Raw genomic sequence first — 20,012 nt, 5'->3', positions numbered from 1 at the left:
CAACCTAATTGTTTACCTAATCGTAAAGGCTCCTATCGATCGATATCACACGGAGGGGGCTCCATGAACCGACAGACCAGATTGCACGGCCTTCGCCTCGGCCTTACCTATGGCGCCGCGATCATCATCCTCGCCCTGCTGATCGCCGCCACGACCGCCGCCTGACTCTTTTGATCCGGTCATCCCGGGCTTGACCCGGGACCCATGTTCTTCGGCCTTTCCGTTCCGTCGCAGTCCACACACTGCGCACCCGACAATGCTTGCAGCCACGCGCCAGCAACCCTATCCAGACGCCGGTGCAAGGCCGGCCACCCATCCTGACTGCAATCCTGCTGGCCGCGCTCGCCATCGCCGCCGCGCCGGGCCCCCAGCCGCCCGCCGCACCTGCGCCCCCCAGGCAATCACGTCTCAACGCTGTCTCGATCGTCCCGGGCATCGTCACCATCACTGCCGATGGCGCGCCCCTGGTCGCCCATCAGATGTCGCTCGAAACGCCGTACCGCCTCGTCGTCGACATCCCCGCTTCACTTTCAGAGCCGATGACCGTCGCCGGTACCGGCAGCGTTATCCGCATGCGCTTCGCCATGTTCTCGCCAGGCGTCGCCCGGCTGGTGCTCGATCTCGTCGGCCCGATCGAAATCGTCTCGGCGCAGGCCAGTCCCACCGGCCTCGTACTCAACCTGCGCCGCGTCCCCAACACCGTCTTCATCGCCAACGCCATCCGCGGTCGCCGGCCGCTGCAGATTATCGCCAGCGCGCCGGTGACGACGCCCACCGCGCCGCCGCTCAACCAAACCAGCGAATTCGACCTGCCGACAAACATGTTTTCCCCGGATGTACCGGTCGCAATCCCGCCCACTCCCGTTGCCGAGGCGAAACCGACCGTCGTCCAACTGGCCGAACCCCCGCCACAGCCCGCCCAACAGCTTGAAACCCCCGCAAATCCCCCGTCCCCTACACGCGCCCGGCCCGCCCGCTCGCGCTCCGGCGGCAAGCCTCTCGTCGTCCTCGATGCCGGCCATGGCGGCAAGGACGTCGGCGCCATCAGCATCAACGGCGGCTATGAAAAAGACGTCGCCCTGGCCATCGTCAAGCTCACCGCCAAACGCCTTGGACGCTCTGGAAAGATTCGCGTTTTGTTGACGCGCGGCGACGACCGCTTCATCCCGCTGGGCGGCCGCGCCACTATCGCCCGCAAGGCCCGCGCCGACCTGTTCATTTCGGTCCACGCCGATTCGGCGCCCAACGTCGGCGCCCGCGGCGCCAGCGTTTATACCCTGAGTTCAGTGGCTTCCGACGCAGTCGCCGCGCGTCTGGCTGCCCGCGAGAACAAAGCTGACATCATCGGCGGCGTCAATCTCGGCCTTGAAGCGCCCGAAGTCGGTGAAATCATGATAGATTTATCGAGGCGGGCGACCGGTAACGTGTCGGTCACCTTCGCCGAAACCCTGCAGGACGTCCTGTCCGACAAGATCAGGTTTCGCGGCGAATTCCACCATTTTGCCGGGCTGATCGTCCTGAAAGCTCCCGATGTTCCTTCGGTTTTACTTGAGACAGGCTACGTAACTAACTCGGATGACGCCGAATTCCTGTTTTCCGACAGCGGCCGCCGCAAGATCGCCGACGGCATTGCGCGTGCTGTCGAACGCCACCTGGTCGGCAATTGAAGCGCTTTCCTACTCAGCCTTCACCCGCTATCGACACATGAAAGTTGGAGTATCGATGCGGCGCTGGTTCATCTGGGGATTTTTGGGACTGGTGCTGGCCGGCGTGCTCGGCGCCGCGCTGATCTATCGCTCGGCGACCAAGGATCTTCCCGACGAGGGCCAGCTTGCCAATTTTTCGGCGGCACTACCCTCCACGGTCCGCGACATCGACGGCAACATCCTCACGACGTTTACGCGCGAACGCCGTATCTATCTCGATTACAACGAGATTCCCAAGAAACTCGTCGAGGCCTATATTTCGGCCGAGGACAAGACTTTCTTCGAGCACGGCGGCCTCGACTACGCCGGCATCGTCAACGCCGTCTTCACCAACATCGGATCAATGGTCGGCGGCGGCCGCCCGGTCGGCGCCTCGACGATCACTCAGCAGGTCGCCAAAAGCCTGATCGGCAACGAAGTCACCTATACCCGCAAACTCCGCGAGGCGATCTTGGCGCGCCGCATCGAGTCCGTCTTCAGCAAGCAGGAAATCCTCGAACTCTATCTCAACCAGATCTTTCTCGGCAGGAATGCCTATGGCGTCGAAGCCGCGGCACAGGCCTATTTCGGAAAATCCGCCACGCAGCTCGATCTTGCCGAAATGGCCTATCTCGCCATTCTGCCAAAGGCACCAAGCACTTACAGCCCCGTATCGCAGAATGCCCGGTCCGTCGCTCGCCGCGACTATGTCCTCGGCCAGATGCTCGCCAACGGCTATATCACCGCCGCCGAACGCGCCGACGCTGCCGCAACGCCGCTGGTCGCGGTTCCCAACCGCTCCTTCGCCCGTTCGCGCACCTCCGATTATTTCGTCGAGGACGTTCGCCGCACCCTCATGGAAAAGTTCGGTGAGTCCGAACGCGACGGCCGCAACAGCGTCTATGGCGGCGGCCTGTGGATCCGCACCTCGGCCAATCCTGTCCTTCAGGACGCTGCCGAACGCGCCATGCGCGACGGTTTCATGCGTTACGAACGCGGCCGCGCCTGGCGCGGGCCGGCGACCAATATCGGCGCCGGAGAGGGCTGGCAGGAACGTCTTCGAGGCACCGCTGTCGCAACCGGTTACGACGACTGGAAAAAAGCCGTTGTCCTGTCCAAGCAAGGCAGCAGCTCGGCGCTTGGGTTCGCCGACGGCAGCCGCGGCGTCCTGCCCGGCTACGCCGCCTCATCGCCCCTCAAGGGCACCCAGACCTCGGCGGGCGAGGCGCTGAAGCCCGGCGACGTCATCCCGGTCGTCAAGAACGGCAACGCCTATGCCCTGCGTCAGACCCCCGAGGTTTCGGGCGGAATGGTTGTCCAGGACCCCCACACCGGACGCGTGCTCGCCATGGTCGGCGGCTTCGATGCCGGCGCGCAAAGCTTCAATCGTGCCACCCAGGCTCAGCGCCAGCCCGGCTCGACCTTCAAGCCGATCGTCTACGCTACCGCGATGGACAATGGCTTCACCCCGTCCTCGATCGTCGTCGATGCGCCGTACTGCGTCTATCAAAGCCGCTCGCTCGGCCAGAAATGCTTCCGCAACTTCGGCAACATGCGCGGCGCCGGCGCCCAGACGATGCGCTGGGGACTTGAACAATCACGCAATCTGATGACCGTCCGCATCGCCTACAATACCGGTATGGACAAGGTTGTCGCACAGGCCAAGGCATTGGGAATAGGCGATTATCAGCCCGTTCTGGCAATCGCGCTCGGCGCCGGCGAGACCACGGTGATGAAGTTGACCAACGCCTACGCGCAATTGTTCAACGCCGGCCGCGCAATGCAGCCATCGCTGATCGACATGGTCCAAGATCGCGACGGCAAGGTGATCTACCGGGGCGACAACCGCACCTGCCCGGGCTGCGCCGCGCCCGACTGGAACGGCGAGGCCATGCCCCGCCCCGGCGGCGTCCCCAAGCAGGCGATCGACGCCCGCACCGCCTTCCAGACCGTCCACCTGATGGAAGGCGTCGTCACCCGCGGCACCGCCACCCGCCTGTTGACGCTTGACCGCCCGCTGGCCGGAAAGACGGGCACCACCAGCGGACCCAAGGACGTCTGGTTCGTCGGCGGCACTCAGGACCTCGTGGCAGGCCTTTATCTTGGCTACGACAAGCCTCGGGACTTGGGCGGCTATGTCCAGGGTGGCACCGTTGCAGCGCCGATCTGGCTCGACTTCGCCAAGGTCGCGCTCAAGCACGCCCCCAAGCTGCCGTTCAACATCCCCGCCGGCGTCCGCATGGTTCGCGTCGACCGACGCTCCGGCAAGCGTGTATTCGGCACCTGGCCGACAAACGAAGCCAAGGCCGCGGTGATCTGGGAAGCTTTCAAGCCCGACAGCGAGCCACGTCGCACAAGCAGCGTCGGCGGCAAGGGCAGGGGCACCGCCGCCGCACCGAAACGGGTCCGCAGCGACGCCGAATTCATGCGAAACTCGGGCGGCATCTACTGAGGCTTGCTTGCACGCACCACTGCCCCGGCCTATGTCGCGGGACACTTTACAGGAACATATGACATGCGTGCCGAGGCACAGAATTATTCCGACTCCATCAAGCAGGCGCTGGACCTGCTGAGGAGGTTTCTTTGACTGGGATCGCGCACTCCGCCGTCTCGACGAACTGAACGCGCGGGTCGAAGACCCAAAGCTCTGGGATAATCCCAAGGCAGCGCAGGTGGTGATGACCGAGCGCCGGCGCCTCGATGGCGCCATCACAGCAACGCGCGCGATCGAGATTGAACTGTCCGACACTTCCGAACTCATTGAAATGGCGGAGGCCGAGGGCGACGAAGAAATGGCTGTCGAAGGCGTGGCGGTGCTGCGTGCCCTCGCCAAGCGCGCCGAAACTGACAAGGTCGCCGCGCTACTGGCCGGCGAGGCCGACAACAACGACACCTATATCGAAGTCAACTCCGGCGCCGGCGGGACGGAGAGCCAGGACTGGGCCTCGATGCTCCAGCGCATGTACCAGCGCTGGGCCGAGAAGCACGGCTACAAGGTCGAAGTCATTGACTTTCACTCCGGCGAGCAAGCCGGTATCAAGTCGGCGACGATGCTCATCAAGGGCCCGCAGGCCTATGGCTGGGCCAAGACCGAGAGCGGCGTCCACCGCCTCGTCCGGATCAGCCCGTACGACAGCGCGGCGCGCCGCCACACCAGCTTCGCCAGCGTGTGGGTCTATCCGCAGATCGACGACGATATCGATATCGATATCAAGGAATCCGACCTGAAAATAGACACTTACCGGGCATCTGGGGCTGGTGGACAGCACATCAACACGACCGATTCCGCCGTCCGCATTACCCATATGCCGACCGGCGTCGTCGTCGCCTGCCAGAACGAACGGTCGCAGCACAAGAACAAGGCGACCGCGATGAACATGCTCAAGGCCCGGCTGTACGAGCGGGAACTGGCGATCCGCGAAGCCGCCGCAGCCGACGTCGAGGCCGGCAAGAGCGAGATCGGCTGGGGTCACCAGATCCGCTCCTATGTTTTGCAACCCTATCAGCTTGTCAAGGACTTGCGGACGGGTGTTACCTCGACGTCTCCGTCCGATGTCCTCGATGGCGACCTCGACCCGTTTATGGCGGCGGCATTGAGCCAGCGGGTCACCGGCGATTCAGTTGATGTCGAGGACGTCGATTAGGCCGTGAACTGCGCCGAATAGCGCGCCAGTCCGGCGTCGAGGTCGGCGATAAGGTCGGCCGGGTCCTCGAGCCCGATTGACAGTCGGATGATCGGGCCGGGCACCGGTGTCGTGGTGACGCTGCGCACGCTCGGCAAATCGACGGGTAGGGCGAGCGATTCGTACCCACCCCAGCTGAACCCGATGCCAAAATGGGCAAGGTCGTCAATCAACGCCGCGGTGTCGGCGCGCCGGCCCTGCTTGAGAACAAACGAGAATAGCCCGGTCGCACCGGTGAAATCGCGTTGCCAGATCGCATGGCCCGGATGCGACGGCAGGGCAGGGTGCCAGACCCGGTCGACGGCGGGATGGGCCTCTAGCCAGCGCGCGACTGAAAGGCCGCTGGCCTCCTGCCGGTCGAGGCGTAGCGAGAGCGTCCGCAGACCCCGCAGGGCAAGGGATGCGTCGTCGGCTGAGACGGTGTGGCCGAGGCGGTAGCTGGCGGTCTTGAGGTGCGGCCAGAGGGCTTGGGTGGCCGTTGCCGAGCCCATCATCAGGTCGCTGTGCCCCCCGATGTACTTGGTCAGCGCCTGGATCGAGATATCGCAGCCGAGTGCCAGCGGTTGCAGGCGGAGGGGTGTCGCCCAAGTATTGTCGAGGATAGTGACGATGTTGCCGGCCCGGGCGATGGTGGTGATCGCGGGGACGTCTTGTATTTCGAAACTCAGGGAACCGGGCGATTCGAGCAGGATAGCGGCCGTGTTCGGCCGGATAAGGGCTTCGATGCCGGCGGCGATTGTTGGATCGAAATAGCTGGTTTCGACGCCGAATTTTTTGAGCATTTGATCGGCGAAGAGCCGGGTCGGTTCATAGGCGCTGTCGGTGACTAGGACATGGTCGCCGGTTTTTACGACCGCGAGTAGCGCCGTCGCGATTGCCGCAACCCCGGAGGCGAACAACTTGGTGCCTGCCGCGCCGGGCTCCATCCCGGTCAGGGCGTCTTCGAGTGCCCATTGGGTCGGGGTGCCGCGGCGGCCGTAGTAGAGGCCCTTGTCGGGGGAGGCGATGGCGGCGTCGAGCGCCGCCAGATTGTCGAACAGGATCGTCGAGGCGCGCCAGACGGGCGGGTTTACGATGCCCTCGGCAAAACCCGGCCCGCGCCCGGCATGGGTCAATGACGTTGCGGCACCCTCGTTGGCCGGCAAGATGCGGGGTGGCTGGCGAGTGATCAATTTTCCCTTACGCGCCGGTAACGACGGGGTTGGTCGCGCTGGCGCCCCATTCGCTCCAGGCGCCGTCATAGATGGCGACCTTGGGGTGTCCGAGCAGTGCGGCCGCGAAGACGAGCACTGCTGCGGTGATACCCGAGCCGCAGGTGGCGACCAGCGGCTTGGCGAGGTCGATGCCGGCGGCGTCGAAGGCTGCCTGTATCTCGTCGCGCGACTTGTAGGTGCCGTCTTCGTTAAACAGCTGGTCGTAGGGCAGGTTCTTCGAGCCGGGGATGTGACCGCTGCGCAGACCGGCGCGGGGTTCGGGCTCGGTACCGGCGAAGCGCCCGGCCGAACGCGCGTCGATGACCTGTTCAGTCTTGCTGCGAAGATTGTCGGTCATCTGCTTGATATCGCGGACAAGGCTCTTGTCGGCCCAGACGGTGAAATGGCGATGGCGGACGATTGGCTTGCCGCTCTCGACGCCGCGACCTTCTGCCTGCCACTTGGCGAAACCGCCGTCGAGAATGGCGACTTCATGTGCGCCGAACAGCGTCAGCATCCACCAGACCCGCGCTGCCGAGCGTAGGGGCGAGTTGTCGTAGACGATGATCCGGCTGCCATCGCCAAGGCCGAGCGCCTGCATGCGACTGGCGAATTTTTCGGGCGGCGGCAACATGTGCGGCAGGTCGGTACCGAGCTCGGATACCTCGTCGATATCGAAGAAGACCGCGCCCGGAATATGGGCCGCTTCGAATTCGGTGCGGGCATTCCGGCCATGAGCGGCCAGGAACATCGTCGCATCGATGACGCGAATGTCGCTCTTGCCCAGTTCGGCGGCGAGCCATTCGGTTGTCACCAGCGGGTTCATCGTACACTCCCAAACTTCATTGTTAAGCGTGACATAGTAGGGGCAAGACGCCATGTCATCCGCCAAACCGAGGGATATTCACATGGCAGGCATGGACATTGGTACAACGCAGCTGGGGCAGGTTTCGACCCTGCCGGCATCGCCTGACGTCGCGGTGCTCGATTATCCAGCGAATCCAAGGATCGGCAGCGACTATGTCGTGCGATTCTCGGCGCCGGAGTTTACATCGCTGTGTCCTGTCACGGGGCAGCCGGATTTTGCACACCTGGTTATCGACTATGTTCCGGGCGATCGGATCGTCGAATCGAAGTCGCTCAAGCTGTTTCTCGGGAGTTTTCGGAATCATGCCGGGTTTCATGAGGACGTGACTGTCGGGATCGGACAGCGACTCGTGGCGGAGATGGCGCCGAAGTGGCTTCGGATCGGGGGATATTGGTATCCCCGCGGGGGGATACCGATCGATGTGTTCTGGGCTTCGGGGCCGGTGCCGGTTGGCTTGTGGGTACCGGATCAGGGGGTGGCTGGGTATCGCGGGCGGGGGTAAGGGCCGACCGTCACAATGATTGACATGTTCCACATTTTCCGCTTTCGGCGGTTTTCCGTGGAGCTGCGAGAGGCGATGCGAACTGGACGTGGCTGGACTGACTGCGGGATGGTCGTGCTGACAGTTTCAAAGAGCGCGTGCGTTCGATAGCAAGCGGTTCTGATACCGGAAATGTCGTGTGTAGGACAGCTTGCTGGTGCTGCACGGAGAAGTAACTGGGTCCCGGGTCAAGCCCGGGATGACAAGTAAATCAGGGTAGGCCGGTCATCTTGTGGGTTTGCAGGCCGAGGCGCCAGCGGGGGTGTTCGAGGCAATAGGCGATCGCGGCCTGGGTGTTGGCCTCGCGGTCGGGGCCGTCCATCGGCTGGAGAAAGAAATGCTCGAAGGCGAGGGTTTCGAAGCGGTCGGGCATGGCGAGGGGTTGCGGATAGACGAGCTTCAACTCGTTGCCCGACGTCAGGCGGAGCGGCGCGTCGGCCTTGGGGCTGACGCAGATCCAGTCGATGCCGGGGGGCGCCAGCTGGGTGCCGTTGCTTTCGATGGCGATTTCGAAGCCAACGGCGTGAAGGGCGTCGATGAGCGGCAGGTCGAGTTGCAGCAGGGGTTCGCCGCCGGTGCAGACGATGAGGCGATGCGCAGTCGTCGGGCCCCAGGTTGCGGCGGCGGTTTCGGCGAGGCCGATGGCGGTGGGAAACTTGTCGCCGCCGGGGCCGTTGGTGCCGATGAAATCGGTGTCGCAGAAGGTGCAGACGGCGGTGGCGCGGTCCTGCTCGCGGCCGGTCCACAGGTTGCAGCCGGAGAAGCGCAGGAAGACGGCGCGGCGGCCGGTCTGGGCGCCTTCGCCTTGCAGGGTGAGGAACAGCTCCTTGACGGCGTACGTCATCGTTCTTGTGCGGCGGAGCCGAATGCCGGGTCGGGAACGCCGGCTTCCTCGAAACCCTTGGCGCGCAGGCGGCAGCTGTCACATTCGCCGCAGGGCGTTCCGGCAGGCGTCGGATCGTAGCAGCTCCACGTCAGGTGGAGCGGCGCGTTGACCGATTCGGCGGCCTTGACGATGTCGGCCTTGGTCATCGCTGCCAGCGGGGTGTGGACGCGAAAGCTGTCGCCCTCGACGCCGGCCTTGGTGGCGGCGTTGGCCATCGTCTCGAAAGCCTGGATGAATTCCGGCCGGCAGTCGGGATAGCCGCTGTAGTCGAGCGCGTTGACGCCGATGAACAGGTCACGCGCGCCGGCGGATTCGGCCCAGCCAAGCGCCACCGACAGGAAGATGGTGTTGCGCGCTGGAACATACGTCACCGGAATGCCGGGTTCGACGCCGCCCTTGGGGACGTCGATGTCATCGGTCAGCGCCGAGCCGCCGAAACCGCGCAGGTCGAGCGGCAGGGTGATATGGCGTTCGGCACCGAGTGCCTCGGCGACGCGCGCGGCGTGGACGAGCTCGATACGGTGCCGCTGGTTATAGTCGATGGTCAGCGCCAGCAGGCGATAGCCCGAGGCGCGCGCCATCGCGGCGACGGTGGTCGAATCGAGGCCGCCCGACAGCAGGACGACAGCGAGGGGGCCAGAAGGATTCAAGCCGCTGCTCATGCTTCGATTGCAAAGACGCGCGAGCAGAATTTGCAGTCGACGCTGATCCTGCCGTCGTCGCCGCGCATGTCGGCGCGCTCGGCCTCGGGGAAGCTTTCGAGGACGCCGCGGATATGGGCGAGGTTGCAGCGGCAGCCGCGGCCGGGCGTGGCGCCGTCGACGATGCGGACTTCCTCCTCGTGGAACAGCCGCCACAACAGGCCTTCCTCGGTGAGCGTCGGGTCGGTCAGCTCGGCGTCGGTGGTCGTCGCCGCCAATGTCATGACATGCTGCCAGTCGGGGTGGAGTTCGACCGCGTCGAGACGCTCGCCGCCGAGTTCGCGGCGGGCGAGATGCTGGACGAGCAAGCCGCCGGCTATCCAGCCGGTTTCGCTGCTGCCGGCGACGCCGACGCGGATCAGCGTCGGCAGTTGTTCGGAATTGGCGAAATAGCCTTCGATGGCCTCTGCGATCGAATGGCCTTCGAGCGGGACGATGCCCTGGTAGCGTTCGGACGCGGCGGTCTGGTCGAGGGTGATGGCGAGATGGCCATCGCCGAACAGCTGTTGCAGCGACAAGCCTTCCGCTATCTCGGCGGTTGAGTCGAAACTGAGATAGCCGCGGACGGCGCCGGCGCGATAGTCGCAGACCATCAGGTCGATGGCGCCGCCCTTCGATTGCGCCTGGAGGGTCAACTGGCCTTCATCCTGGCGCAGCGTGGCGCCGAGCAGCGCGGTGACGGTCAATGCCTCGGCGAGCAGGCGGGCGAGCGGCGCGGGATAGGCATGCGCCGCCAGCACGGCGTTGAGCGCCGTGTCGAGCCGGACCATCTGGCCGCGGACGTTGCGCGCCGAAACGCTGAATCCAAGGGCACGGTCGGCGGTGGGGGCGAGACCTTCCAGCATGACGTTCATAGCTTTCCGAGACACCAGAGCAGGATGGCCTTCTGAACGTGAAGACGGTTTTCGGCCTCGTCCCAGATTGCCGATTGCGGGCCGTCGATGACGGCCGCGGTGACTTCCTCGCCGCGGTGGGCGGGCAGGCAGTGAAGAAAAAGCGCGCCAGGGGCCGCCTTGGCCATCAACGTCGCATTGACCTGGAACGGCAGCATCGCGTTCAACTTGTCCTTGGTATCGACCTGGCCCATCGAAATCCAGGTGTCGGTGACAACGACTTCGGCACCGTCGACGGCGGCCGCGGCGCTCCGCAGCAGGTCGATGCTGCCGCCGCGGCAACCGGCGGTCGCCAGCACGGCCTGGTCGGGATCATAGCCGTGCGGGACACCGAGGCGGAGGTCGAAGCCGAGGACGGAAGCCGCTTCTATCAGGGAGTTGGCCATGTTGTTTCCGTCGCCGAGCCAGGCCCAGCAGCTGCCGGCGACGGGACGCCCGGTGCGTTCCTCGAAGGTCATGATGTCGGCCATGATCTGGCACGGATGGCTGATATCGGTAAGGGCGTTGATGACCGGCACGCCGGCGTTGTCGGCGAGCGCATCGAGCGTCGCGTGGCTGTTGGTGCGGATCATGATGGCGTCGACCATGCGGCCGAGGACTCGCGCGGTGTCGGCGATGGTTTCGCCGCGCCCGAGCTGCATGTCGCCCGCCGACGTCACGATGCTGGTGCCGCCCAGTTGCCGGATTGCCATGTCGAAGCTGAAACGGGTGCGGGTGCTGGGTTTTTCGAAGATCATCGCCAACGTGTGTCCCGCGAGCGGCAGGTCGTCGTCGGACGTGCCCTTGGGCTTGCCGGCGCGCAGGGCCTTGCGGCGATGCGCTTCATCGAGAATGGCGCGCAGGCCCGGCGCGGTGGCGGCGGCGATATCGAGAAAATGGGGCATTGGATGATTCCTGGTCCCCGGCCGGAGTGGCCGGGGATGGGGCGTGAGAGGAGGGAAGAACGCCCCTGAAGCAGGGCGGGTTCAGGCTGCGGCGGCAGCGGCGATCGGCGGCGCGGCGGCAACGACCGGGGCGGCGACGGGTGGGGTATAGGCCCTTGCCGCCGCCGAGAGCTTGTCGACGCATTCGCGGATATGGGCTTCGGTGATGATCAGCGGCGGCAGCAGGCGAACAACGTTTTCGCCGGCGGCGACGAGCAGGATGCCGTGGCTGCGGGCGTGGTTGACGAAGGCGCGGCTGTCGGATTTGAGCTTCAGGCCCATCATCAGGCCGAGGCCACGGACGCTTTCGAACAAATCGTCATGGTTGGGGATCATCTGTTCGAGGCTGGAGCGAAGCCGGGCGGCCATCTCGTTGACATGGCTGAGGAATGCCGGCTCGGTGACGACGTCGAGGACGGCTTCGCAGGCGGCCATGGCGAGCGGGTTGCCGCCATAGGTCGAGCCGTGGGCGCCGACGATCATGCCGCTGGCGGCGTGTTCGGTGGCGAGGCAGGCGCCGACGGGGAAGCCGCCGCCGATGCCCTTGGCGATCGCCATGATGTCGGGCGTGATGCCATATTGCTCATGCGCGAACAGCGTGCCCGAGCGCGCGACGCCGCACTGGACCTCGTCGAGGATGAGCATCAGGCCGTGCTCGTCGCAGAGCGCGCGCAGGCCCTTGAGGAATTCCGGCGTCGCGGCGCGGATGCCGCCTTCGCCCTGGACGGGCTCGACCATGATGCCGCCGATCGACGGGTCGATGGCGGCGGTGACGGCTTCGAGGTCGTTGAACGGCAGGACATGGAACCAGTCGGGCAGGGGTTCAAAGCCCTTGCGCATCTTTTCCTGGTTGGTTGCGGAGATCGCGGCGAGGGTGCGGCCGTGAAAGGCGTTCGAGAAGGTCAGGATGCGGAATTTCTCGGGGTGGCCGGCGGCGTAGTGATGGCTGCGGCAGGTCTTGACGGCGCACTCGATCGCCTCGGCGCCCGAATTGGTGAAGAATACCGTGTCGGCGAAGGTCAAGTCGACGAGTCGCTGGGCGAGGGCGGCCTGGGCGGGGACATTGTAGAGGTTCGAGGTGTGCATCAGCGTCGCGGCCTGTTTCTGGATGGCGCCGACGAGGTGCGGGTGGCTGTGGCCAAGGATATTGACGGCGATACCGCTGGCGAAATCGAGCCATTCGCGGCCTTGCGCGTCGTAGAGGTAACAACCTTCCCCGCGCACCGGCTCGACCTCGCAGCGGCCATAGACGGGCATCAGGGCAGTAATTGTCATCGCTTGCACTCCGGAACGGTATTCGAAGCGAATACCGGCAACGCAAAAAGGCGGCCTCGAGCGACCGCCTGGAGGCTGATATAGCGATTTGTGCGCTGGGTCTCAACCCCAGCGCCTAGCGCCCTCGCAGGTGGCCTATTGCGTTTCAGGGTGGTTGCGGACAGGCGTGCGCGATGAACAACGAATATGACGCGATCGTGCTTGGCGGCGGCGGGGCCGGATTGATGTGTGCGGCGGTGGCGGGGCAGGCGGGCAAGCGCGTGCTGGTCATCGATCATGCCGATGAGGTGGGCAAGAAGATCCTGATCTCGGGCGGCGGGCGGTGCAATTTCACCAATATCGGCGCCGTGCCCGAGCGGTATATTTCGGCGAACCCGCATTTCGCCAAGAGCGCGATGGGGCGGTATTCGGCGCGGGATTTCATCGAATTGGTCGAGAAGCATGGCATCGCGTATCACGAGAAAACGCTGGGGCAATTGTTCTGCGATGGGTCGGCCAAGGCGATCGTGGCGATGCTGCTCGACGAGTGCGAGGCGGGCGGGGTGACGATCAGCCTGGAGCGGGGGATCGGCGAAATCGGGCATGCCGATGGGCGATATAGCGTCGCGTATGGCGACCAGACAGCGAGCGCGCCGGCGTTGGTGATCGCGACGGGTGGGCCGTCGATCCCGAAGATGGGCGCGACCGATTATGCCTATGGGCTGGCGCGGCGGTTCGGGATGAGCATCGTCGAGCCGCGGCCGGCGCTGGTGCCGTTGACGCTGGGAGGTGACGAGACGCTGTTTCGCGATATCTCGGGGGTGGCGGCGGATGTGAAGGCGCGGTGCGGGAAGACCGCGTTTCGCGAGGCGGCGCTGTTTACGCATCGGGGGTTGTCGGGGCCGGCGATTTTGCAGGTTTCGAGTTACTGGCGGAATGGGCAGCCGGTGGGGATCGACTTCCTGCCGGATGCGCCGGCGGGGTGGCTGGTAGCGGCCAAGCGCGTGCGGCCGCGGAGTTTTTTGCGCAACCAGTTGGCGGCGGTGTTGCCCGACCGGCTGGCCGACATGCTGTGGCAGCGCATCGGGCTTTATGGCGATCTCAATAGCATGACCGATGCGGTGCTTGGCGATGTCGAGCGGATGCTGTCGGACTGGCAGTTCGTGCCGAATGGTTCCGAAGGTTATGCCAAGGCCGAGGTGACCGTTGGCGGAATATCGACGGATGGGCTGTCGTCGCGGACGATGGAGGCGAAAAAGGTGCCGGGGCTTTATGCGATCGGCGAGGCGGTCGATGTGACGGGCTGGCTCGGCGGCTATAATTTTCAATGGGCGTGGGCTAGCGGCTGGGCGGCGGGGGCGGCGATCGGCGAGGGCTAGACGCGTTGGCCTGAAATGGGTCTCGGGGCTTGTCGCCGCGCGGGCGATGTTCTTTGATGCACCGACAAAGGGGTTCGACCATCGCCATCCTGACATCTGTTGCCGCCGCGCGTGAAAGGCGGCCATTTTATCGCCAGCTGTATTTCTGGGTGGTCGTGGCGATCATCGCCGGCGGCCTGATCGGACATTTTGCGCCCGGTACCGGCGTAGCGCTCAAGCCGCTTGGCGATGGTTTCATCAAGCTGGTGAAGATGGTCATCGCGCCGGTGATCTTCCTGACCATCGTCACCGGTATCGCCGGAATGCGCGACGTCGGCAGTGTGGGCCGGGTCGCCGGCAAGGCGTTTGCCTATTTCTTCACGCTGTCGACGTTGGCGCTGATCCTCGGGCTGGTCGTCGCCAATGTCGTCCAGCCGGGGCGGGGGCTCAATATCGACCCGGCGACGCTGGTGACCGGCGAAGTCGATATCTATGTCGCCAAGGCCGCCGATGCGAGCATCACCGGATTCCTGTCGGGGATCATCCCGGACACCATCGCCGGCGCGTTTGCCGAGGGCAATCTGCTCCAGGTGCTGTTCTTTTCGATCAGCTTCGGGATCGCGCTGGCGCTGGTCGGCGAGCGCGCGCGGCCGTTGATGAAGGTGTTCGAATCGGCTGGCGCGGGCATGTTCAAGCTGGTCGAGATTTTCATGAAGGCAGCGCCGATCGGGGCGTTCGGCGCCTTTGCCTTCACCATCGGCAAATATGGCGTCGGCTCGATCGCCAATCTCGCCGCGCTGGTGGCGACGTTCTACCTGACGGCGCTGGTGTTCGTGCTCGTCATCCTCGGGCTGGTGGCGCGGCTGGCGGGCTTTTCGATCCTGACGCTGATCCGGTTCCTGCGCGAGGAGCTGTTGCTGGTGTTCGGGACGAGTTCGTCCGAATCGGCGCTGCCGAGCCTGATGGAGAAGATGGAGCGCGCCGGTTGCCCCAAGCCGATCGTCGGGCTGGTGGTGCCGACGGGATATTCGTTCAACCTCGACGGCACCAACATCTACATGACGCTGGCGGCGCTGTTCATCGCCCAGGCGACCAATACCGAGCTGACGCTGGGCGAGCAGGTGATGTTGCTGCTGGTGGCGATGGTGTCGTCGAAGGGTGCGGCGGGGGTGACGGGGGCCGGGTTCATCACGTTGGCGGCAACGCTGTCGATCGTGCCCAGCGTGCCGGTTGCCGGCATGGCATTGATTTTGGGCGTCGATCGTTTCATGTCGGAATGCCGGGCGCTGACCAATTTCGTCGGCAATGCGGTGGCGTGCGTCGTGGTTTCGCGCTGGGAAGGCGGCATCGACGAGGAGTGCTTTGCGGCGGTGTTTACGCGGCGGGAGTTCGGCGCACCGAATTTGATTGCACCGGTCGAGGCCGATGTCGACTAGACGGCGTTTTGGCTGAGAAGAAACTGGTTCCCGGGTGTGGCCCGGGATGATAGCCTCACTGGTTAGAGCGTTGCGAACATTATGACCGAGGCCAGCGCCATCAGCGCCGTCGCGGCCCAGCCGATGGCACGGTGCCAGCCTTTTACGGTGTAGGCGCCCATGACGCTGCGACGGCCGGCGAGCAGCATGATGACGGTCATCACCGGCACGGCGACGACGCCGTTGACGATGGCGCTCCAGAACAGCGCCAGCATCGGATCGATGCGGAGAAAATCGAGGGCCGTTGCGGCGACGATGGCGAGGGTAATGATGCCGTAGAAATTTCGGGCGGCGCGCGGCCTTAGCGCGAGGCCCGTCTGCCAGCCCATGACTTCGGACAAGGCATAGGCACCTGAACCGGCAAGGACCGGGACCGCGAGCATGCCGGTGGCGATGATGCCGATAGCGAACAGTGCAAAGGCGAATTCGCCGGCGATTGGGCGCAAAGCTTCGGCGGCGTCGGCGGCGGTGGCGATATTGGTGATACCGGCGGCGTTGAGGGTGACGGCGGTACTGATCATGATCGCAAGGGCGATGATGTTGGAAAACGCCATGCCGCCCCAGGTGTCGATGGCGAGGCGGCGGAATTCGCCGGCCGCGTGCTTGTGGTCGCGGCGCAAGGGGCGCTGCTTGCGGGCGTTGCTGTCCTCCAACTCCTGCGCGGCCTGCCAGAAAAACAGATACGGGCTGATGGTGGTGCCGAAGATCGCGACGACCATGGTCGCGGCAGCGGCGGTCATCGGCATTTGCGGCCAGACGATCGCCGATGCGACTCGCGCCCAGGGCACACTCACAAGCAGGACGACGCCGACATAGGCGAACAGCGAGAGGGTCAGCCATTTTAGCAGGCTGACATAGCGGTGGTACGGCACGAACAATTGCAGCAGCAGAGACAGCAGCGCGAAACCGATTGTGAGGCCGTGATGGGGAAGGCCTGTAACCATTTCGGCAGCGACACCCATCGCGGCGATATCGGCGGCGATATTGAGGACATTGGCGATCAGCAACAGCGTGACGACGCTGCGCGCGACGCCGATCGGAAAGCTGCGCTTCATGTTGGCGGCGAGGCCGTAGCCGGAGACGCGCGCGATCGACGCACAGATCAGCTGGAAAACCGCCATGAATGGATAGGTGAGGACGATCGTCCACAACATGCCGAAGCCGAAGCGGGCGCCGGCTTGCGAATAGGTGGCGATGCCAGAGGGGTCGTCGTCGGCGGCGCCGGTGACGAGGCCAGGCCCAAGCGCGGCGAAGGGGTTGAAGCGCCGTGGCGGGACCGTCGTTGATGCTGCGGCAGGGTCTGGTGCCGGCGGCTTCTTCACTTGGGGCGATGGCGCATCAGGCCTTCCTGGACGACACTGGCGATAGGTTGGCCACTGCGGCTGTAGACAAGCGCGCGATTGAGGCCGCGGCCGCCGCCGGCCATCGGCGAATCCTGGTCGAACAACAGCCAGTCGTTGAGGTCGGGGGTCGCATTGAACCAGATCGCATGGTCGAGGCTGGCGACCTGGAGCTGCGGGTTGTTCCAGGCAATGGCATGGGGCAGCAGCGCCGTATCGAGCAGCGTCATGTCGCTGGCATAGGCGAACAGCGCGCGGGCGACCGGCGGCGTGACATCCACCGGCGCGGCGGCGCGGCACCAGTGCTGGGCACGCGGCGGCTGAGCGACCGGGTTGAACGGGTCGAGCTTGGAGACGGCGCGAAATTCGATCGGGCGCTCGCGGGTCTTCCAGATCGTGCGGAACGGCTCCGGGGCGGAATCGGCGTTCTCGATCGCCCATTCGGCGTCGCTTTGCAGTCCCTCGGGGGGCGGTGCGGCCGGCATCGGGAAGCTGTGGCTGAGGCCGGCTTCCTCGACCTGGAAGCTGGCCGCCAGATTGAAGATGGCACGGCCTTTCTGGATCGCCACGACGCGCCGCGTGGTGAAGCTGGCACCGTCGCGGTCGCGCTCGACGCGGTAGACGATGGGATGGGCAGGGTCGCCGGGCCGGATGAAATAGCTGTGCAGGGAATGGCAGAGGCGAGACGGGTCGACGGTCTTCGACGCCGCCATCAAGGCCTGGGCCACGACCTGGCCGCCATAAACGCGCTGCCAGCCGGCGTTGGTCGACTGCCCGCGGTAGAGGTCGTCCTCGATGCGCTCGACATCGAGCAGGTCGAGCAGGCGGCCGGTGCTGCCGGCGTGATCGGGGAAACTTGGAGCGGTGGCGGCGGTCGTATTCATGCCTTCACGGTTAGCCGGGTGATGCCGGCCTGTCATCCGTGATGATACTGGACTGTCATCTGTGATGATGCGGACTGACATGCGTAATGGGCCACATGCTGCAGAATGCTGTGGATGAATGTGTTGCGTGCTTGACAGCGGGGAGGGGGGTGCCTATCCCGCCGCTTCCGCAAGGGAACTGCGGGTGTAGCTCAGTTGGTTAGAGCGCCGGCCTGTCACGCCGGAGGTCGCGGGTTCGAGCCCCGTCACTCGCGCCACCCGGTTCAACCGGGTGGGCGCCCAATCAGCGCCGCGCGCACATGCAGTCAGCGCCTCGCGCACACACAGTCAGCGCCGCGTGCACACACAGTCAGCGCCGCAGACTGTCCCATTTGCCGAGTTCGTGCGCGATCGAAGCTTCGACCAGTATTTCCCACATCTGCGCGATTGCCTCGGCGGGTATGCCGGCCGCCCTCGCAGCGTCGACGGCATTGGCGATGACCTGGGCCTTGCGCGGTTCGTCGCGGACGGCGCAGCGATCGGACTTGATGCGGGCGGCGGCATCCATGAAGGCGAAGCGCCGGGCGAGAAGCGCAACCAGCTCGCGATCGAGGGCATCGACGCCGGCACGGACATCGGCCATGGTTTCGCATTCGGCGGGTATCATTTACGCGCCGTCCAGCGACCGGTGTTCATCCAGATGAACAGCGGCCGCAGCGGCAGCACCCAGGCCATGCCGAGCAGCAGATAGGCGATGACCATCAAGGCCGTCGGTAGTTGCGACAGTTCGTTCGCGAACGCGGCGACGATGCCCGCGTAGATGGTGAGATAGAGTAGCAGGCCAATTACGCCCGCCGGTTTGCGCCAGCTTGGTTCCATGGCCGGGCTTTAGCGATTCCGGGCGCAGTTCACCAGACGCCGCGGTGTCGCGACGAAATCGAGCGGCTGGTCCCATGAGTCGGCGGGAAGCCAGTCGGCCAGCTGGACCTCATGGGCGAGCCCGATGGCCAGGACAGGGCCAGCAGCACGCAGGGCGGCGAGGGCGCGGTCGTAATAGCCGGCGCCCTGGCCGAGGCGCAGGCCGGCGGGCGTGGCGGCGAGCAGCGGCACGAGGACGATCGTGGGGATGACCTGGGGCAGTCCTGACGGGGGCTCCGGGATGCCGGCGAAACCGGGAACGAGGTCTGGCCAGGCGCAGCGGTAGAAGCCGAGGCTGTCGCCGGTCACGCGGGGGAAGGCAAGGTGCGGAGCCAGTGCCTCGACGTGGCTGGGATCGATCTCCGAGCGGTGAGCGGCGTAGCTTGCAACGATGGCGCCGGGGTGGAGCAGCGGAGCCACGATCGCAGCGAGGGCGATTTTCGCAGCCGCGCGATCTTCAGGGGAAAGTGCCGCGACGTGATCGCGCCGGACCGACCGGAACTGGCGCCGCAACAGGGTCTTGTCGGGGGGCATGGAGGCTGTCGCTCAGGAGCAAGGTCGAGTGGCGGGACCACCATGGGTCGTTTGCATGAGAGATCCTCTGACGCCGTTTACGTCAGGTGGGAACCAGATAGGACGGACCAGGATCCGCCCAGGGCCAGCCCCCTAGGATAGTGAATCGCCTCAGGGATGCTCGGTGCTCGTTCCGGGCAGTACCCGCCGAAAGTCAATATAGGCGCTCTTGGCCCGCGGCTCAACAGGTGCGGCTGAAATCAACCATCGAGCGCGTCGGCGAGCTGCTCGGCGCGGGCGACGAGCGATGCCAGTCTGGCTTCCGCCGCAGGATCCGCGGTTTCCGGGGGTACGACCACGATCGGAGCGCCGCCGCCGCGGATTTCATGGAGTTCGTCGGCAACTGTAAGGGCGGCCATGAGCAGCAGGCGGGCCTCGCTCATCGATCCGAGCGACCTGGTCAGACCCTCGGCCTTGTCGGCAACACTGGCGGCGAGTGCGGTCAGATGGCTTTCGTCCCCGTCGCGGCAGGACAGCGGATAGGAACGACCGCCGATTGCGACCGTTACCTTGCCCATTGCTTGTCCTTGGGAGCGGCGACCGGCATCGATGCAGCGGCTGCCTCGATGAGCTGATCGAGGTCCGCCAATGCGGTCGCGGCACCGGTTTCGACGCGGCGCAAACGGGCCACTTCAGTCTCCCGAGACGCTAGTCTCGTTTCAATTCTTTCGAATGCGCGTTCGAGACGGTTAATCAAGGCCGGCGAATCGTTAATGTCTTTGCCTTTGAGTTCAAGAGCTTCTGGCCCCCTTGTAAGGCGAACTATGAGACGGCGTCAATCATATCAATAGGGTTAACTACATCCAAGGTCGCGGGTCGGTGTTGACGCCCTTGCCGGCGTCTGGCCAATGTCCGCAG

General features: G+C 65.0%; 20 protein-coding genes and 1 tRNA gene. 7 read left to right on the top strand and 14 right to left on the bottom strand.

Going from position 1 to position 20,012, the window contains the following annotated elements:
• Positions 1 to 296 precede the first annotated feature (296 nt).
• The 3 genes from IEW98_RS05535 (at position 297) to prfB (ending at position 5,329) form a co-directional block, all read left to right on the top strand.
• The gene (locus IEW98_RS05535; protein ID WP_243450568.1) at positions 297 to 1,667 is read left to right on the top strand and encodes an N-acetylmuramoyl-L-alanine amidase; all 1,371 of its coding nucleotides are present in this window, start codon (positions 297 to 299) and stop codon (positions 1,665 to 1,667) included.
• Positions 1,668 to 1,722: 55 nt separating this feature from the next.
• The gene (locus IEW98_RS05530) at positions 1,723 to 4,137 is read left to right on the top strand and encodes a penicillin-binding protein 1A (RefSeq protein WP_243450567.1); all 2,415 of its coding nucleotides are present in this window, start codon (positions 1,723 to 1,725) and stop codon (positions 4,135 to 4,137) included.
• Positions 4,138 to 4,200: 63 nt separating this feature from the next.
• Positions 4,201 to 5,329 (top strand): peptide chain release factor 2 gene (gene prfB / locus IEW98_RS05525; RefSeq protein WP_188761936.1). Its coding sequence is split into 2 segments (ribosomal slippage): positions 4,201 to 4,269 and positions 4,271 to 5,329, totalling 1,128 coding nucleotides; the frame shifts between segments, so codons are not numbered across the junction.
• On the opposite strand, the gene metC is transcribed toward prfB, so the two are convergent.
• Positions 5,326 to 6,537, bottom strand: a complete 1,212-nt coding sequence (gene metC, locus IEW98_RS05520) for a cystathionine beta-lyase (protein ID WP_371870756.1) — start codon at positions 6,535 to 6,537, stop codon at positions 5,326 to 5,328. The two genes, prfB and metC, sit on opposite strands and share 4 nt — an antisense overlap.
• 10 nt (positions 6,538 to 6,547) lie before the next feature.
• On the bottom strand, positions 6,548 to 7,387 hold the full coding sequence (gene sseA / locus IEW98_RS05515) for a 3-mercaptopyruvate sulfurtransferase (RefSeq protein ID WP_188761934.1): 840 nt from the start codon (positions 7,385 to 7,387) through the stop codon (positions 6,548 to 6,550).
• A gap of 82 nt (positions 7,388 to 7,469) precedes the next feature.
• Here sseA and queF point away from each other — a divergent pair, with 82 nt between their 5' ends.
• A complete protein-coding gene (gene queF, locus IEW98_RS05510; RefSeq protein WP_188761933.1) occupies positions 7,470 to 7,931 on the top strand; it encodes a preQ(1) synthase in 462 nt (153 codons plus the stop codon).
• A 250-nt stretch (positions 7,932 to 8,181) separates the two neighbouring features.
• Here the strand turns inward: queF and queE are convergent, their stop codons facing one another.
• The 5 genes from queE to IEW98_RS05485 form a co-directional block, all read right to left on the bottom strand.
• Positions 8,182 to 8,814: a 7-carboxy-7-deazaguanine synthase gene (gene queE / locus IEW98_RS05505; RefSeq protein WP_188761932.1), complete on the bottom strand. Its 633-nt coding sequence runs from the start codon at positions 8,812 to 8,814 to the stop codon at positions 8,182 to 8,184.
• Positions 8,811 to 9,518 (bottom strand): 7-cyano-7-deazaguanine synthase QueC, encoded by a 708-nt coding sequence (gene queC / locus IEW98_RS05500; protein WP_188761931.1) that lies wholly within the window; start codon positions 9,516 to 9,518, stop codon positions 8,811 to 8,813. The genes queE and queC overlap by 4 nt, the downstream gene beginning before the upstream one ends.
• Positions 9,515 to 10,426, bottom strand: coding sequence for an Hsp33 family molecular chaperone HslO (locus IEW98_RS05495; RefSeq protein WP_308785499.1), 912 nt, complete (start codon positions 10,424 to 10,426; stop codon positions 9,515 to 9,517). The genes queC and IEW98_RS05495 overlap by 4 nt, the downstream gene beginning before the upstream one ends.
• Positions 10,408 to 11,334 carry an ornithine carbamoyltransferase gene (argF, locus tag IEW98_RS05490; protein ID WP_188761930.1) on the bottom strand — a complete coding sequence of 309 codons (927 nt, stop codon included), beginning with the start codon at positions 11,332 to 11,334 and terminating at the stop codon, positions 10,408 to 10,410. Before argF ends, IEW98_RS05495 begins: the two co-directional genes overlap by 19 nt.
• Before the next feature lie 81 nt (positions 11,335 to 11,415).
• Entirely contained in the window at positions 11,416 to 12,648 is a 1,233-nt protein-coding gene (locus tag IEW98_RS05485) for an aspartate aminotransferase family protein (protein ID WP_188761929.1), read from the bottom strand.
• Between the two features lie 173 nt (positions 12,649 to 12,821).
• Here IEW98_RS05485 and IEW98_RS05480 point away from each other — a divergent pair, with 173 nt between their 5' ends.
• Positions 12,822 to 14,006, top strand: a complete 1,185-nt coding sequence (locus IEW98_RS05480; protein ID WP_188761928.1) for a BaiN/RdsA family NAD(P)/FAD-dependent oxidoreductase — start codon at positions 12,822 to 12,824, stop codon at positions 14,004 to 14,006.
• A gap of 56 nt (positions 14,007 to 14,062) precedes the next feature.
• Positions 14,063 to 15,421: a dicarboxylate/amino acid:cation symporter gene (locus IEW98_RS05475; protein ID WP_188761927.1), complete on the top strand. Its 1,359-nt coding sequence runs from the start codon at positions 14,063 to 14,065 to the stop codon at positions 15,419 to 15,421.
• Between the two features lie 62 nt (positions 15,422 to 15,483).
• On the opposite strand, the gene IEW98_RS05470 is transcribed toward IEW98_RS05475, so the two are convergent.
• Together IEW98_RS05470 and IEW98_RS05465 are read right to left on the bottom strand one after the other, a co-directional pair.
• Positions 15,484 to 16,782 carry an NRAMP family divalent metal transporter gene (locus tag IEW98_RS05470; RefSeq protein ID WP_188761926.1) on the bottom strand — a complete coding sequence of 433 codons (1,299 nt, stop codon included), beginning with the start codon at positions 16,780 to 16,782 and terminating at the stop codon, positions 15,484 to 15,486.
• Complete coding sequence (locus tag IEW98_RS05465; protein ID WP_188761925.1) at positions 16,779 to 17,684, bottom strand: acyl-CoA thioesterase; 906 nt, start codon at positions 17,682 to 17,684, stop codon at positions 16,779 to 16,781. Before IEW98_RS05465 ends, IEW98_RS05470 begins: the two co-directional genes overlap by 4 nt.
• A gap of 180 nt (positions 17,685 to 17,864) precedes the next feature.
• Here IEW98_RS05465 and IEW98_RS05460 point away from each other — a divergent pair.
• Positions 17,865 to 17,941, top strand: a tRNA-Asp gene (locus tag IEW98_RS05460).
• A 92-nt stretch (positions 17,942 to 18,033) separates the two neighbouring features.
• On the opposite strand, the gene IEW98_RS05455 is transcribed toward IEW98_RS05460, so the two are convergent.
• The 5 genes from IEW98_RS05455 to IEW98_RS16725 all read right to left on the bottom strand — a co-directional run bounded on the left by IEW98_RS05455 (position 18,034) and on the right by IEW98_RS16725 (position 19,785).
• Positions 18,034 to 18,330, bottom strand: a complete 297-nt coding sequence (locus IEW98_RS05455; protein ID WP_243450566.1) for a chorismate mutase — start codon at positions 18,328 to 18,330, stop codon at positions 18,034 to 18,036.
• Positions 18,327 to 18,542 (bottom strand): DUF2842 domain-containing protein, encoded by a 216-nt coding sequence (locus tag IEW98_RS05450; RefSeq protein ID WP_188761923.1) that lies wholly within the window; start codon positions 18,540 to 18,542, stop codon positions 18,327 to 18,329. The genes IEW98_RS05455 and IEW98_RS05450 overlap by 4 nt, the downstream gene beginning before the upstream one ends.
• Before the next feature lie 9 nt (positions 18,543 to 18,551).
• Positions 18,552 to 19,115, bottom strand: a complete 564-nt coding sequence (locus IEW98_RS05445) for a 5-formyltetrahydrofolate cyclo-ligase (RefSeq protein WP_188761922.1) — start codon at positions 19,113 to 19,115, stop codon at positions 18,552 to 18,554.
• A 239-nt stretch (positions 19,116 to 19,354) separates the two neighbouring features.
• Complete coding sequence (locus IEW98_RS05440) at positions 19,355 to 19,672, bottom strand: cell division protein ZapA (RefSeq protein WP_188761921.1); 318 nt, start codon at positions 19,670 to 19,672, stop codon at positions 19,355 to 19,357.
• Positions 19,660 to 19,785 (bottom strand): hypothetical protein, encoded by a 126-nt coding sequence (locus IEW98_RS16725; RefSeq protein ID WP_279380346.1) that lies wholly within the window; start codon positions 19,783 to 19,785, stop codon positions 19,660 to 19,662. Before IEW98_RS16725 ends, IEW98_RS05440 begins: the two co-directional genes overlap by 13 nt.
• Positions 19,786 to 20,012 lie beyond the last annotated feature (227 nt).

The sequence above is a fragment of the Sandarakinorhabdus glacialis genome, from assembly GCF_014643455.1.
In the GTDB taxonomy this organism is placed as follows: Bacteria; Pseudomonadota; Alphaproteobacteria; order Sphingomonadales; family Sphingomonadaceae; genus Sandarakinorhabdus; species Sandarakinorhabdus glacialis.
Note: the sequence above shows the minus strand (reverse complement) of the source record. Positions and strands in the feature narration are given on the sequence as shown.

Excerpts from the sequence above, each read along its gene's own strand:
- IEW98_RS05530 (WP_243450567.1), top strand. The coding sequence starts at position 1,723 with ATGCGGCGCTGGTTCATCTGGGGATTTTTGGGACTGGTGCTGGCCGGC.
- sseA (WP_188761934.1), bottom strand. The coding sequence starts at position 7,387 with ATGAACCCGCTGGTGACAACCGAATGGCTCGCCGCCGAACTGGGCAAG.
- queF (WP_188761933.1), top strand. The coding sequence starts at position 7,470 with ATGGCAGGCATGGACATTGGTACAACGCAGCTGGGGCAGGTTTCGACC.
- queE (WP_188761932.1), bottom strand. The coding sequence starts at position 8,814 with ATGACGTACGCCGTCAAGGAGCTGTTCCTCACCCTGCAAGGCGAAGGC.
- queC (WP_188761931.1), bottom strand. The coding sequence starts at position 9,518 with ATGAGCAGCGGCTTGAATCCTTCTGGCCCCCTCGCTGTCGTCCTGCTG.
- argF (WP_188761930.1), bottom strand. The coding sequence starts at position 11,334 with ATGCCCCATTTTCTCGATATCGCCGCCGCCACCGCGCCGGGCCTGCGC.
- IEW98_RS05485 (WP_188761929.1), bottom strand. The coding sequence starts at position 12,648 with ATGACAATTACTGCCCTGATGCCCGTCTATGGCCGCTGCGAGGTCGAG.
- IEW98_RS05480 (WP_188761928.1), top strand. The coding sequence starts at position 12,822 with ATGAACAACGAATATGACGCGATCGTGCTTGGCGGCGGCGGGGCCGGA.
- IEW98_RS05475 (WP_188761927.1), top strand. The coding sequence starts at position 14,063 with ATGCACCGACAAAGGGGTTCGACCATCGCCATCCTGACATCTGTTGCC.
- IEW98_RS05465 (WP_188761925.1), bottom strand. The coding sequence starts at position 17,684 with ATGAATACGACCGCCGCCACCGCTCCAAGTTTCCCCGATCACGCCGGC.
- IEW98_RS05455 (WP_243450566.1), bottom strand. The coding sequence starts at position 18,330 with ATGATACCCGCCGAATGCGAAACCATGGCCGATGTCCGTGCCGGCGTC.
- IEW98_RS05450 (WP_188761923.1), bottom strand. The coding sequence starts at position 18,542 with ATGGAACCAAGCTGGCGCAAACCGGCGGGCGTAATTGGCCTGCTACTC.
- IEW98_RS05445 (WP_188761922.1), bottom strand. The coding sequence starts at position 19,115 with ATGCCCCCCGACAAGACCCTGTTGCGGCGCCAGTTCCGGTCGGTCCGG.
- IEW98_RS05440 (WP_188761921.1), bottom strand. The coding sequence starts at position 19,672 with ATGGGCAAGGTAACGGTCGCAATCGGCGGTCGTTCCTATCCGCTGTCC.